Raw genomic sequence first — 13,982 nt, 5'->3', positions numbered from 1 at the left:
ACGGAAGGAAGTCATTAGTTTAGCAAAAGACAGAGGAATACCAACCTCAATAGATACATACCCTTAATAATTGTGCAGCAATACAAACGGCGGGTTCTTTTGCTGCTGATGCCAAAGGCTGGTCACCGCCTCCCCGCCCTGCTCCACAATAAGCTGCCGAAAAGCTTCGCTGGAGATATTTTCCCGCTGCTCACGCATCGCTAAAAGCAGCGGCAGCGTTACCCCGGCGATAACTTCGCAATGCTCATGCTTATGGTTCATCAATGCCGCTGCCCGGTAAGGTTCCGCCCCGGTGAGATCGGTCAGAAAAATAACGCCGTCGCCCGAATCGCAGTGGTGAAGAGCATCGCACATCATCCGGCTGAGCATATTGGTGCTTAACCCGTGCCAGAAATTCACCGCACAGCACTGAGGCTGCGGCCCAAAGCGCTGCTCGAGAGCATCCAGTATCTTTTGTGCGTAGTCGTCGTGTCCGGCAATGACCCAGCCAAGCATAAAGTCTCTCCTGTTTATGGAGCGACAGTGTGCCAGAACGCTGAATAAGTAGCCTGATGCGTATCAATTTGGCGTAAAAAAATCCCCCTAAAGAGGGGGATTTAATCAGGAACTATTAGGTCCGGAGCCCGCGACCGCGCTGGATGAGATACCAGCACAACAAGTAAAACACGACGATAAAGATTGCCAGCACACCGACGGTGGTCACCAATGGCACATCGGTAATGCCCAGGAAACCAAAACGGAAGCCGCTAATCATGTAGACGATGGGGTTCAGGTGCGAGAGCGCCTGCCAGAACGGAGGCAGCAGGGTCAGGGAGTAAAACACCCCGCCCAGATAGGTCAGCGGCGTCAGCACGAAGGTCGGGATCAGACTGATATCATCGAACGTTTTGGCAAAGACGGCGTTCAGCAGACCGGCCAGCGAGAACAGAATAGCCGTCAGTACAAGCGTCAACGCCACGAACAGCCAGGAATGCACCTGGAACGGGACGAAGAACAGCGACACCGCCGTGACCAGGATCCCCACGCACAGACCGCGCGCGACGCCGCCACCAACATAGCCCGCGATGATCACGTGCGTGGGTACCGGTGCCACCAGCAGCTCTTCGATATTGCGCTGGAACTTCGCGCTGAAGAATGAGGAAGCGACGTTGGCGTAAGCGTTGGTGATCACCGCCATCATGATCAGGCCCGGCACGATGAACTGCATATAGGTGAAGCCGTGCATTTCGCCGATACGCGAGCCAATCAGGTTACCAAAGATAATGAAATACAGGGTCATGGTGATGACCGGCGGAACCAGGGTCTGGATCCAGATACGGGCGAAGCGGTGAACTTCTTTGGTCCAGATGCTTTTCAGCGCCACCCAGTACAGCTGCATCATGCCTGATCCCCTTGTTTACCGTTTACCAGCGTCACGAACAACTCTTCGAGACGGTTAGCTTTGTTACGCATACTCTGTACCTGAATCCCCTGCGCGCTTAGCTGGCTGAACACGCTGTTAATCCCCTGTTCACGCAAAACTTCAACTTCCAGCGTGGACGTGTCCACCAGCCGATACTGGTAACCGTCGAGCTTAGGCAGTGGACTTTTAGGGGCCAGATCCAGGATGAAGGTTTCTGATTTGAGCTTGGAAAGCAGCGATTTCATCGAGGTGTTCTCTACCAATTCACCACGCTGGATAATGCCGATGTTGCGGCACAGCATTTCGGCTTCTTCCAGATAGTGAGTAGTCAGAATAATGGTAGTGCCTTTGTCGTTGAGATCTTTCAGGAAGCCCCACATAGAGCGGCGCAGCTCGATGTCTACGCCGGCAGTAGGCTCGTCCAGAATCAGCAGCTTAGGTTCGTGCATTAACGCACGGGCAATCATCAGGCGACGCTTCATCCCTCCCGATAACATCCGCGCACGTTCGTTGCGTTTTTCCCACAGATCGAGCTGTTTTAAATACTTTTCGCTGCGTGCTATCGCTTCGCTGCGCTCAACGCCGTAGTAGCCAGCCTGGTGCACGACGATCTGCTGCACCGTTTCAAACGGGTTGAAGTTGAATTCCTGGGGAACCAGGCCAAGCTGGCGTTTGGCGTTGACCACGTCTTTTTGCAGATCGTAGCCAAACACCCGCACGCGGCCGGAGGTTTTATTCACCAACGAACTGATAATGCCGATAGTGGTGGATTTTCCCGCACCGTTAGGGCCGAGCAGCGCATAGAAATCACCCGCTTCAACGCGAAGATCTATGCCACGTAGCGCCTGGACGCCACCGGGATAGGTTTTCGTTAACTGTTCCAGTTCCAATGCAATTGTCATGGATATTCGCTTACCTTATTCGGTACTTGTTTGAAAATTCGTTGAGTTACCCTATATTACCCCATCGCACTTCTCGGGTGACAGGCGTTAACCTCACATGAAAGACATTGATTCCCTTATCAGCAATAATGAACTTTGGTCAAAAATGCTGGTTGAGGAAGACCCCGGTTTCTTCGAAAGACTTGCCCAGGCACAAAAACCTCGCTTTCTCTGGATTGGCTGCTCCGACAGCCGTGTTCCCGCCGAACGACTTACCGGCCTGGAGCCAGGCGAACTCTTTGTTCACCGTAACGTGGCAAACCTCGTTGTTCATACCGATCTGAATTGCCTTTCCGTTGTGCAGTACGCTGTAGATGTCCTTGAAGTTGAGCACATTATTATCTGCGGTCACTACGGCTGCGGCGGCGTTCAGGCTGCGGTAGAAAATCCGGAGCTGGGCCTAATTAACAACTGGCTGCTGCACATTCGCGACCTGTGGTTCAAGCATAGTTCGCTCTTAGGGGAACTGGCACCGGAACAGCGGATGGACACGCTCTGCGAATTGAACGTCATGGAGCAGGTATACAACATCGGCCATTCCACCATCATGCAGTCTGCCTGGAAACGCGGCCAGAAAGTAACGGTTCACGGCTGGGTCTACGGTATTCACGACGGGCGCCTGCGCGACCTTGAAGTGACGGCCACCAGCCGCGAGTCACTCGAGCAGGGCTACCGCAGCGGCATAGCCAACCTGAAGAATACCCACCATAGCCACCGGAATCGCGCAGCTTCGCAATAATTCCGTGAAATGTGGATAGCAAAAAGGGCCTTTTAAGGCCCTTTTTTGTTTGCTTACGACGATTGATTACTCGTCCAGCATCACCACTTTGCCAACGAACGGCAGGTGGCGATAGCGCTGGGCATAGTCGATGCCGTAGCCAACGACGAATTCGTCTGGGATAGAGAAGCCAACGTATTCAACGTTAACATTCACTTCGCGGCGAGTCGGTTTGTCCAGTAGCGTACAAATGGCCAGAGATTTTGGTTCACGCAGGCTCAGGATCTCGCGCACTTTACTCAGGGTGTTGCCGGAGTCGATGATATCTTCCACGATCAGCACATCTTTCCCACGGATATCTTCGTCCAGATCTTTCAGGATCTTCACGTCGCGAGTGGTGGACATGCCGCTGCCGTAGCTTGAAGCGGTCATAAAATCGACTTCATGGGAAACCTGAACTTCACGGCACAGATCCGCCATAAACATAAATGAACCACGCAGCAGACCCACCAGCACCATGTCACTGCCGCTGTCGCGATAGTGTTCGGTGATTTGACGACCCAGTTCAGCGACACGGGCTTTGATCTCCGCTTCCGGGATCATCACTTCAACAGTATGTTTCATATCTCTAACCATATGATTTAAAAACAAATCATTTAATGCTGGTTCACCTGCAGCCAACACAAAATAGTGAGGCGTGGAGTATACCAGCAAATCGCCTTCACATCCCCACTTCAAAAAAAAGCCATAAATGTGACAACCATCACACTTGTTAATAACTATAATTAAATGCTATCAAAACTTTATGAGTGTGATAATTGTGAAAACAAATAAAACCGGATCGCAACTATTTGTGACCCTCTCGGCCCTCTTTGCTGTACTTTGCGGGCTCTATTTACTCTTTGGCGGGATATGGTTAGTGGCTATAGGCGGGTCGTGGTATTACCCGATCGCCGGCCTGGTGATGCTCGGTGTCGCCTGGCTGCTGTGGAAGAGCAAAGCCTCCGCGCTTTGGCTCTACGCGGCCCTGCTGCTGTGTACGATGGCCTGGGGCGTCTGGGAAGTCGGCTTCGACTTCTGGGCGCTGACGCCGCGCTGCGACGTGCTGGTGTTCTTCGGCGTCTGGCTTCTGCTGCCGTTTGTGTATCGCCGCCTGGTGATTCCAGCAAGCGGCGCGGCAGCATCGCTGGTGGTTTCCCTGCTGATTACCGCCGTTGTGCTGGTCTGGGCGGGCTTTAACGACCCGCAAGAGATCAACGGCACGCTGAATCTGGATAATGCCGCAGCTACCGCTGAGTCTTCCATTCCTGATGCCGACTGGCCAGCTTATGGCCGCAATCAGGAAGGGCAGCGTTTCTCTCCGCTCAAGCAGATCACCACGCAGAACGTGGGCCAGTTGAAGGAAGCCTGGCGCTTCCAGACCGGCGACGTGAAGCGTGCTACCGACCCGGGTGAAATCACCAACGAAGTCACCCCGATCAAAATCCGCGATATGCTTTACCTGTGTACTGCCCACCAGCAGCTGTTCGCACTGGATGCCGCCACCGGGAAAGAAAAGTGGAAGTTTGATCCTCAGTTAAATACCGACCCTTCGTTCCAGCACGTGACCTGCCGTGGCGTTTCTTACCACGAAGCCACCGCGGATAACGCCCCTGCGGATGTAGTGGCCGACTGTCCTCGCCGCATCCTTCTGCCGGTGAACGATGGCCGCCTGTTCGCGCTCAACGCTGATACCGGCAAGCTGTGTGAGAGCTTTGCGAACAAAGGTATTCTGAACCTGCAGACCAACCAGCCGGTGACTACGCCAGGTATGTACGAGCCGACTTCACCGCCTATCGTGACCGACAAGGTGATTGTGATTGCCGGGGCAGTGACCGACAACTTCTCTACCCGTGAGCCTTCCGGCGTTATCCGTGGTTTTGACGTTAATACCGGTAAACTGCTGTGGGCGTTTGACCCAGGCGCGAAAGATCCAAACGCTATCCCGGATGACGAGCATCATTACACGCTGAACTCGCCGAACTCGTGGGCTCCGGCGGCATATGATGCAAAGCTGGATCTGGTTTACCTGCCGATGGGCGTGACCACGCCGGACATCTGGGGCGGCAACCGCACGCCTGAGCAGGAACGCTACGCCAGCAGCATCGTGGCGCTGAATGCCACCACCGGTAAGCTGGCCTGGTCCTATCAGACCGTCCACCACGACCTGTGGGATATGGACATGCCTGCCCAGCCAACGCTGGCGGATATCACCGACAAAAACGGCAACAAAGTGCCGGTGGTGTACGCTCCGGCTAAAACTGGCAACATTTTTGTTCTGGACCGCCGCGACGGTAAATTAGTGGTACCAGCCCCGGAGCAGCCTGTTCCGCAGGGTGCCGCCAAAGGCGACCATGTTTCCCCTACCCAGCCATTCTCCGAGCTGACCTTCCGTCCGAAGAAAGATCTGAGCGGGGCGGATATGTGGGGCGCGACCATGTTCGATCAGTTGGTCTGCCGCGTGATGTTCCACAGCATGCGCTATGAAGGCATCTTTACCCCGCCTTCCGAAAAGGGGACGCTGGTGTTCCCGGGCAACCTGGGCATGTTCGAGTGGGGCGGGATCTCCGTTGACCCAAATAATCAGGTCGCGATGACCAACCCAATGGCGCTGCCGTTCGTGTCTAAGCTGATTCCACGCGGGCCGGGTAACCCAATGGAACCACCAAAAGATGCGAAAGGCTCAGGCACTGAATCCGGCGTTCAGCCGCAGTACGGCGTGCCGTATGGCGTCACGCTGAACCCGTTCCTGTCGCCGTTCGGCCTGCCGTGTAAACAGCCGGCCTGGGGCTACATCTCTGGCGTTGACCTGAAAACCAACGAAATCGTGTGGAAGAAACGTATTGGTACCGTGGAAGACAGCATGCCGTTCCCAACCGGTATTCCAATGAAATTCCGCATGGGGATGCCAATGCTGGGTGGCCCAATCTCCACCGCCGGTAACGTGATGTTCATTGGTGCTACCGCAGATAACTACCTGCGCGCGTTTGATATGCGTGACGGGAAACAGCTGTGGGAAGCGCGTCTGCCAGCCGGTGGACAGGCTACGCCGATGACGTATGAAGTGAACGGTAAGCAGTATGTGGTGATTTCCGCAGGTGGCCATGGTTCCTTCGGCACGAAGATGGGGGATTATATTGTGGCGTACGCTCTGCCGGACGACGCAAAATAAAACATTGCGGGTGGCTCAGGCCACCCGCTCTTTCTTTTATGCGACGGTAAAACCAAGCATCATTCCGGTATCTTCATGCTCCAGCAGATGGCAGTGCGCCATATAGGCCGCTTCCTTTGGTGCAGCATGATCGAACTTCACCAGCACTTCGCTGCGCGCACCTTCCACCTTCACCGTGTCTTTCCAGCCCTGACGATGCGCCGCCACCGGTTTGCCGTTTTCGGACAGGATACGGAACTGAGTACCGTGAATATGGAACGGGTGCAGCATCATGTCGCCTTCCCCGGATATCGTCCACTTCTCGTATTTCCCTTTTTGTGCAGCAAACGCCGGGGTTGCCATATCGAAAGCTTTGCCGTTGATTTTGTTGGCATTGTGGAAATCAAAGCCGTGGCTCATACCGCCGTGATTCATCTTCCCCATGCTGCCGTGGTCCATGTTCTTCATGCTGCCATGGCTCATACCGCCCATATCACCGTGGCCGTCCATCGACATGCCTGCCATCGCCTGCATGCCCATCATGTCGAGCATCGGATCCATCATCAGTTGCAGCCAGCGTTCAGTTGCGCCTTCCAGCGACGGGAGCGCAGGCACGTTGACCAGTTTGTCCGGCAACGTGCCAGAGGCTGCGATAATCAGCGGCTGAATGCGAACCACCGGAGCAGGTTTGTCGAAAGGTGCCACGGTCATGCCCATTTGCTTCACCGGCAGGGTGACAATATCAAAAGGCTTGCCGTCACGGGTATCGACCAGCACCTCGAACCGTTCCCCCATCAGAATTTCCAGCTCCGTGACTTTGACTGGCTCGGCCAGCAGTCCGCCGTCGCTGGCGATGACATAGAGCGGGCGATTGTCGCTGGCAGCAATGTTCAACGAGCGGGCATTACAGCCGTTAAGCAAACGCAGTCGCAGCCAGCCGCGCGGATTGGTGTGCTGGGGATAAACGGCGCCGTTGCATAGCAGCGTGTCGCCAAACCAGCCTACGGCCGCGCTCATGACGTCCAGCTGGTAGTCAATTTCTCCGTCCTTACCGAAACGTTTATCCTGGATAATCAGCGGAATATCATCGATGCCCCACTGCTTCGGCAGCATCAGTTGGGCACTTTCGTTATCTTCAATCAATACGAGGCCACCAAGCCCCATGGCCACCTGATGCCCGGTTTTACCATGCTGATGCGGGTGGAACCAACAGGTCGCCGCACGCTGTTGCGGCGTAAAGGTGACGCTGCGTTTTGCACCGGCGGCGATAACGCCCTGCGGGCCGCCATCGACTTCGCCGCCGACCTCAAGCCCATGCCAGTGCAGCGTGGTTTCTTCTGCCAGGTTATTATGGATATCGACCGTGACCGCTTCCCCTTGCGTTAGCTTTAACGCCGGGCCAAGCAAAGCACCGTTATAGCCCCAGGTCGTGGCAGATTTCCCGGCAAAAACGCTCTTTCCTGCGTTTACGGTGAGGCGAATGCTATTTTTGGCATCCGGGGCAAGCAAAGGTGGGATAGGCAACGCCGGACGATCGGCCGCCAGCGCGGCACGGCTCCAGAGTGGCAGCGCGCTGAAAGCCCCCAGCGCCGCGGTATATTTTAGAAAATTACGGCGATGCATAGTCAGTTCCTTTAGTTGGCATACTTGTCGGCGAGCATAAACCTTTCCCTAACGGTAAGGTCAAGTTTTAAGCTCATAATAAATATCGTCGACGCCCATTTAACTGTGTTAACGTTTCGTATCTGAGAAAAAGTGGTAGACGTGATGAAGATGGGAGTTAGGGCGTTATTACTGGGCATTTTGCTGGCTTTTTCTACCAGCAGCCTGGCGCTGAGTGAGTCTGAAGCAGAAGATATGGCCGATCTGACTGCGGTATTTGTGTTCTTAAAAAATGATTGTGGCTACCAAAACCTCCCTAACGGCCAGATCCGACGCGCGCTGGTCTTTTTTGCCCAACAAAATCAATGGGATCTCAGCAACTACGATAGCTGGAACATGAAAGCATTAGGTGAAGACAGCTACAAAGATTTGAGCGGTATTGCCATCCCCACGGCAACAAAATGCAAATCTCTGGCGCGCGATTCCTTAAGCCTGCTGGCCTACGTTAAATAACGCTTTCCCCGCCTGGCCTGAAATAATGACCGTGAAACCACGGTCATTGGCTCTTAGACCAAACAATGTGGCGGCGGTATCGGCCCCAGCGCGTTAACGCTGCTGCAGGAATTCCCGGTAAGCGTGTACCACCTGCAGGAAGTCCTCTACGCCGCAAAAAGAGAGGCTCTCTTCGTCGTAGTAGCTCATTCCCTCTTCCATCTCATCCCCGGAGATTTCCAGCTGGTTAGCGCGAACGATGACCTCTTCCTCGTCCAGCCACAGCGTATATTCGTGCCCGGCACGCTGCCACTGCCGCTCGCTGCCTTTCACGGAAAGCACGGCCTGCTCGACTTCATCCAGAAGCGCCAGGTTACCCTTCACTTCCTCATTAAACCAGTGGCCGACAACCTCGTGCCCCATTGACATACGCACCTTCACCATACCGGTGATGTCACGCAGAAATTCATAGTCCATCGCTGTTTCCTCTACATCGCGGGGGAAATCCTCACCCACGCCTATAGGCTTAATTATCGCAGCAAAGTCAGGGGAAAACAGCGTGGCGAGTAGAAGGACGAGAAATAAAAAGGAGAAACGCAGAGTGGTCTGGCGCCCTCACCCCGGCCCTCTCCCACAGGGAGAAAGAGCACAGAGTGAGGGTATTTAGCCTTTAAACGGCGGTCTGGAAGATGACGCCGTCCGCTTTCTCGGTGTACTGAGACAGCTGGTCAAAGTTCAGGTAACGGTAAGTGTCTACCGCCGTTTTATCAACCTGAGTCATGAAGGTCTGATATTCGTCAGGAGTTGGCAGTTTACCCAACAGGGAAGCCACGGCCGCCAGCTCAGCAGACGCCAGGAAGACATTTGCGCCGGTTCCCAAACGGTTCGGGAAGTTACGGGTTGAAGTCGACACGACCGTCGCGCCATCTGCCACACGAGCCTGGTTACCCATGCACAGGGAGCAGCCTGGAATTTCGATACGAGCCCCGCTCTTACCGAACACGCTGTAATAGCCTTCTTCCGTCAGCTGAGCCGCGTCCATACGGGTTGGCGGCGCCACCCACAGGCGAGTTGGCAGCTGACCTTTGTGGCTGTCCAGCAGTTTACCCGCCGCACGGAAGTGACCGATGTTGGTCATGCAGGAACCGATAAACACTTCGTCGATCTTCTCCCCGGCCACGTCGGACAGCAGACGAGCATCGTCCGGGTCGTTTGGCGCACAGAGGATTGGCTCTTTGATATCGTTCAGATCGATGTCGATCACTGCCGCATATTCTGCATCAGCGTCGGCTTCCATCAACTGCGGATCTGCCAGCCATTTTTCCATGCCCTGAATACGGCGCTCAAGCGTACGACGGTCACCGTAACCTTCGGCAATCATCCACTTCAGCAGCACGATGTTGGAATTCAGGTACTCTTCGATCGGCTCGCGATCCAGTTTAATGGTGCACCCTGCGGCAGAACGCTCTGCGGAAGCATCGGTCAGCTCAAACGCCTGCTCAACTTTCAGCGTCGGCAGACCTTCGATTTCCAGGATACGGCCAGAGAAGATGTTTTTCTTGCCTTTCTTCTCCACGGTCAGCAGGCCCTGTTTGATCGCGTACAGCGGGATCGCATGTACCAGGTCACGCAGAGTGATGCCAGGCTGCATTTCGCCTTTAAAGCGAACCAGCACGGACTCAGGCATATCCAGCGGCATAACACCGGTCGCCGCGGCAAACGCCACCAGACCAGAACCTGCCGGGAAGGAAATCCCGATTGGGAAACGGGTATGGGAATCACCGCCGGTGCCAACGGTATCCGGCAGCAGCATGCGGTTCAGCCATGAGTGAATAACGCCATCGCCCGGGCGCAGAGACACGCCGCCACGGTTCATGATGAAGTCAGGCAGCGTGTGGTGCGTTGTCACGTCCACCGGCTTAGGATAGGCCGCGGTGTGACAGAAGGACTGCATCACCAGATCCGCAGAGAAACCAAGGCAGGCAAGGTCTTTCAGCTCATCACGGGTCATCGGCCCGGTGGTGTCCTGGGAACCTACGGAAGTCATTTTCGGTTCGCAGTAAGCGCCAGGGCGAATACCTTCCACCCCACAGGCGCGGCCAACCATTTTCTGCGCCAGCGAGTAACCGCGGGTGCTAGCGGCAACGTCTTTCGCCTGAACAAATACGTCGCTATGCGGCAGGCTCAGTGCTTCGCGCGCTTTGGTGGTCAGGCCACGGCCGATGATCAGCGGAATACGGCCGCCGGCGCGAACTTCGTCCAGCAGCACGTCAGTTTTCAGTTCAAAGTTAGCGATCACCGCATTGGTTTCGTGGTTACGCACTTCGCCTTTGTACGGGTAAATGTCGATCACATCGCCCATATTCAGATCGTTAACGTCAACTTCGATCGGCAGTGCGCCAGCATCTTCCATGGTGTTGAAGAAGATGGGGGCGATTTTGCCGCCCAGCACAACGCCGCCGCCGCGCTTGTTCGGCACGTTCGGAATATCGTCACCCATGAACCACAGCACGGAGTTAGTGGCAGATTTACGGGAAGAACCGGTGCCTACAACGTCGCCCACGTAGGCCAGAGGGAAACCTTTCTTCTGCAGCGCTTCGATCTGTTTGATAGGGCCAATTACGCCAGCCTGATCCGGCTCAATGCCTTCGCGGGCGTTTTTCAGCATCGCCAGGGCGTGCAGCGGGATGTCCGGGCGGGACCATGCGTCCGGGGCCGGGGACAGGTCATCGGTGTTGGTTTCACCGGTGACTTTAAAGACGGTAACGGTGATTTTCTCGGCCAGTTTAGGGCGAGACAGGAACCACTCGGCTTCGGACCAGGACTTCAGCACTTGCTGAGCGTAGGTGTTGCCCGCTTTGGCTTTCTCTTCTACATCGTAGAAGTTATCAAACATCAGCAGCGTATGGGACAGCGCTTTGGCGGCAATCGGCGCCAGCTTTTCGTTATCCAGCGCGTCAATCAGCGGATGAATGTTGTAGCCACCCTGCATGGTGCCCAGCAGTTCAACGGCTTTTTCAGGGGAGATCAGCGGGGAAGTGGCATCGCCTTTGGCAATGGCAGCAAGGAAACCGGCTTTCACGTAGGCGGCTTCATCAACGCCCGGCGGTACACGGTTAGTAATCAGATCTAACAGGAATGCTTCTTCACCTGCTGGTGGGGTTTTCAGCAGCTCAACCAGTGCGGCCATTTGGGTGGCATCTAAGGGTTTTGGAACAATCCCTTCTGCGGCACGTTCAGCTACGTGCTTACGGTATTCTTCTAGCACGACGGTTCTCCTCGCTCTCATTGTCATTTGGCGACACCGGATCTCTCTCTTCACGCTCCTGTGAGACAGCAGTTTGTAGGGTAAATGCCCGGTACCGCGTCGGGCAGCATAGCAGGATTTTCAGGGGGTGTTAATCTGTTTACAAAAAAGCAACATTAAAACGTTGCTGAATCGTTAAGGGGGAATAGATTACTTTTTGATATGACCCTCAGACACAAAAAAACCGCCTTTCGGCGGTTCGTTTGCCCTGACAAAGTGGTAGCACACGATGAAAGGAAATGTTTTGTGGCAAGCCCAGTACGAGGACGATAATGCCCTTATCAGTATATGGTTGCAAGGCATATTGCTCATTTTGCGAGCTGACATCTAAAAGAGGATGTAAGCCACTGCAAGCTTAAAATCTCCATATCCGATCCCCCTCTTTTACCCTACATTCGACGATGGCCTGCTTCGCTGGTGTAGCAGCCAGTCATCGGGTTCGGGAGCAGTTTAACCGCTCTACGTGGTAAGTCCTGTACACTTGCCTGATTCTGCCTTTCCCGGTGAAGAAGGAATCGCCGTAGCCCAAAGGGTATACACGCAATGGAAATGCGTTTGCTGTACGCGCTGCTTCTGTTGTTAGGTTCACTGCTTTCGCTGAGCCAGGGTGGCTGGAATATTTCAGACATTACCGTTCAGTTCGTTTTGAACCTGGGCAATTAAGCTACTGGCCGCTCGCAAGGGCGGCCTTTTACGGGCAAAAAAAACGGCCCCAAAGGGCCGCTTTATCAGACGCTGAAAGTTACTTTTTCTTCGCTTTCGCGTTTGGCAGGTCGGTGATGCTGCCTTCGAAGACTTCAGCCGCCAGGCCAACGGATTCGTGCAGCGTCGGGTGAGCGTGGATGGTGAGCGCGATGTCTTCTGCGTCACAACCCATCTCGATAGCCAGACCGATTTCGCCCAGCAGCTCGCCGCCGTTGGTCCCGACAATCGCCCCACCGATAACGCGGTGAGTCTCTTTGTCGAAAATAAGCTTGGTCATACCGTCTGCGCAATCGGAAGCGATAGCACGGCCAGAAGCAGCCCACGGGAAGGTGGCGGTTTCGTAGCTGATGCCTTTCTCTTTCGCTTCTTTCTCAGTCAGACCAACCCATGCAACTTCTGGCTCGGTGTAAGCGATAGATGGGATCACTTTCGGATCGAAGTAGTGCTTCATCCCGGCGATAACTTCTGCGGCAACGTGGCCTTCATGAACACCTTTGTGTGCCAGCATTGGCTGACCGACGATGTCGCCGATAGCAAAGATGTGTGGCACGTTGGTGCGCAGCTGTTTGTCAACGCGGATAAAGCCACGGTCGTCAACTTCAACGCCGGCTTTGCCTGCATCGAGGTTTTTACCGTTAGGCACGCGGCCGATAGCCACCAGAACCGCGTCGTAACGCTGTGGTTCTGCAGGGGCTTTTTTGCCTTCCATGGAAACATAGATGCCGTCTTCTTTCGCTTCAACGGCAGTCACTTTGGTTTCCAGCATCAGGTTGAATTTCTTGCTGATGCGCTTGGTGAAGACTTTAACGATGTCTTTGTCTGCGGCAGGGATAACCTGGTCGAACATTTCAACCACGTCAATGTCTGAACCCAGCGCATGGTATACGGTGCCCATTTCCAGGCCGATGATACCGCCGCCCATTACCAGCAGGCGTTTAGGTACGGATTTCAGCTCCAGCGCATCCGTGGAATCCCACACGCGTGGATCTTCATGAGGAATGAACGGCAGCTCGATCGGACGGGAACCCGCCGCGATGATAGCGTTGTCGAAGTTGATCACGGTTTTACCGTTTTCGCCTTCCACTTCCAGGGTGTTAGCCCCGGTGAATTTACCCAGACCGTTTACCACTTTCACTTTACGGCCTTTGGCCATACCCGCCAGGCCGCCGGTCAGCTGAGTGATAACTTTCTCTTTCCAGGTACGAATTTTGTCGATATCGGTTTTCGGCTCACCGAAAACGATGCCGTGTTCGGCCAGTGCTTTTGCTTCTTCGATAACTTTAGCAACGTGCAGCAGCGCTTTAGAAGGGATACAGCCGACGTTCAGACAAACACCACCAAGGGTGCTGTAACGCTCTACGATGACGGTTTCCAGACCTAAATCCGCGGCGCGGAATGCTGCGGAGTAACCTGCCGGGCCTGCCCCAAGTACTACGACCTGAGTTTTGATTTCTGTGCTCATCATGACCTCTTAATTTATACCCGTCGTCCACCGGGTCGTTCTATCCGCCCGCAGTTTACAAAATTGTTAACAATTTTGAAACAACAAACGGCTCACGAATTGTCGCTTTCGCCAATAACCTCACAAACACCATGAGATTACCAGAAAAAAGCCGGCCGATTGG

The 13,982-nt window shown here is 54.6% G+C and carries 11 protein-coding genes; 3 read left to right on the top strand and 8 right to left on the bottom strand.

Annotated features, from left to right (window positions below; all coding sequences use genetic code 11):
* Positions 1–63: 63 nt before the first annotated feature.
* The 3 genes from AAIE02_RS17895 to AAIE02_RS17885 form a co-directional block, all read right to left on the bottom strand.
* Complete coding sequence (locus AAIE02_RS17895) at positions 64–495, bottom strand: PTS sugar transporter subunit IIA (RefSeq protein ID WP_008461841.1); 432 nt, start codon at positions 493–495, stop codon at positions 64–66.
* A gap of 115 nt (positions 496–610) precedes the next feature.
* Positions 611–1,381 carry an ABC transporter permease gene (locus AAIE02_RS17890; protein WP_008461840.1) on the bottom strand — a complete coding sequence of 257 codons (771 nt, stop codon included), beginning with the start codon at positions 1,379–1,381 and terminating at the stop codon, positions 611–613.
* Positions 1,378–2,304 (bottom strand): ABC transporter ATP-binding protein, encoded by a 927-nt coding sequence (locus tag AAIE02_RS17885; RefSeq protein ID WP_008461839.1) that lies wholly within the window; start codon positions 2,302–2,304, stop codon positions 1,378–1,380. The genes AAIE02_RS17890 and AAIE02_RS17885 overlap by 4 nt, the downstream gene beginning before the upstream one ends.
* Before the next feature lie 97 nt (positions 2,305–2,401).
* Between AAIE02_RS17885 and can the strand changes: the two genes are divergently transcribed.
* The gene (can, locus tag AAIE02_RS17880; RefSeq protein WP_008461838.1) at positions 2,402–3,082 is read left to right on the top strand and encodes a carbonate dehydratase; all 681 of its coding nucleotides are present in this window, start codon (positions 2,402–2,404) and stop codon (positions 3,080–3,082) included.
* Positions 3,083–3,148: 66 nt separating this feature from the next.
* Here the strand turns inward: can and hpt are convergent, their stop codons facing one another.
* Entirely contained in the window at positions 3,149–3,685 is a 537-nt protein-coding gene (hpt, locus tag AAIE02_RS17875; protein ID WP_008461837.1) for a hypoxanthine phosphoribosyltransferase, read from the bottom strand.
* Between the two features lie 181 nt (positions 3,686–3,866).
* On the opposite strand from hpt, the gene AAIE02_RS17870 reads away from it, so the two are divergent.
* Complete coding sequence (locus AAIE02_RS17870; protein ID WP_498532976.1) at positions 3,867–6,272, top strand: glucose/quinate/shikimate family membrane-bound PQQ-dependent dehydrogenase; 2,406 nt, start codon at positions 3,867–3,869, stop codon at positions 6,270–6,272.
* A gap of 36 nt (positions 6,273–6,308) precedes the next feature.
* Here AAIE02_RS17870 and cueO read toward each other — a convergent pair whose 3' ends face one another.
* Entirely contained in the window at positions 6,309–7,874 is a 1,566-nt protein-coding gene (gene cueO, locus AAIE02_RS17865) for a multicopper oxidase CueO (RefSeq protein WP_498532975.1), read from the bottom strand.
* 144 nt (positions 7,875–8,018) lie between these two features.
* Between cueO and AAIE02_RS17860 the strand changes: the two genes are divergently transcribed.
* On the top strand, positions 8,019–8,366 hold the full coding sequence (locus tag AAIE02_RS17860; protein WP_008461833.1) for a YacC family pilotin-like protein: 348 nt from the start codon (positions 8,019–8,021) through the stop codon (positions 8,364–8,366).
* A 93-nt stretch (positions 8,367–8,459) separates the two neighbouring features.
* Here the strand turns inward: AAIE02_RS17860 and yacL are convergent, their stop codons facing one another.
* The 3 genes from yacL to lpdA form a co-directional block, all read right to left on the bottom strand.
* Complete coding sequence (yacL, locus tag AAIE02_RS17855) at positions 8,460–8,822, bottom strand: protein YacL (protein WP_008461832.1); 363 nt, start codon at positions 8,820–8,822, stop codon at positions 8,460–8,462.
* Positions 8,823–9,015: 193 nt separating this feature from the next.
* On the bottom strand, positions 9,016–11,613 hold the full coding sequence (acnB, locus tag AAIE02_RS17850) for a bifunctional aconitate hydratase 2/2-methylisocitrate dehydratase (RefSeq protein ID WP_008461831.1): 2,598 nt from the start codon (positions 11,611–11,613) through the stop codon (positions 9,016–9,018).
* Positions 11,614–12,394: 781 nt separating this feature from the next.
* Positions 12,395–13,819, bottom strand: coding sequence for a dihydrolipoyl dehydrogenase (gene lpdA, locus AAIE02_RS17845; protein WP_008461828.1), 1,425 nt, complete (start codon positions 13,817–13,819; stop codon positions 12,395–12,397).
* Positions 13,820–13,982 lie beyond the last annotated feature (163 nt).

It is taken from the genome of Cedecea sp. Ae19-4, from assembly GCF_059801165.1.
The sequence above is the reverse complement of the archived record's forward strand: the minus strand, read 5'-3'. Positions and strand labels throughout refer to the sequence as shown.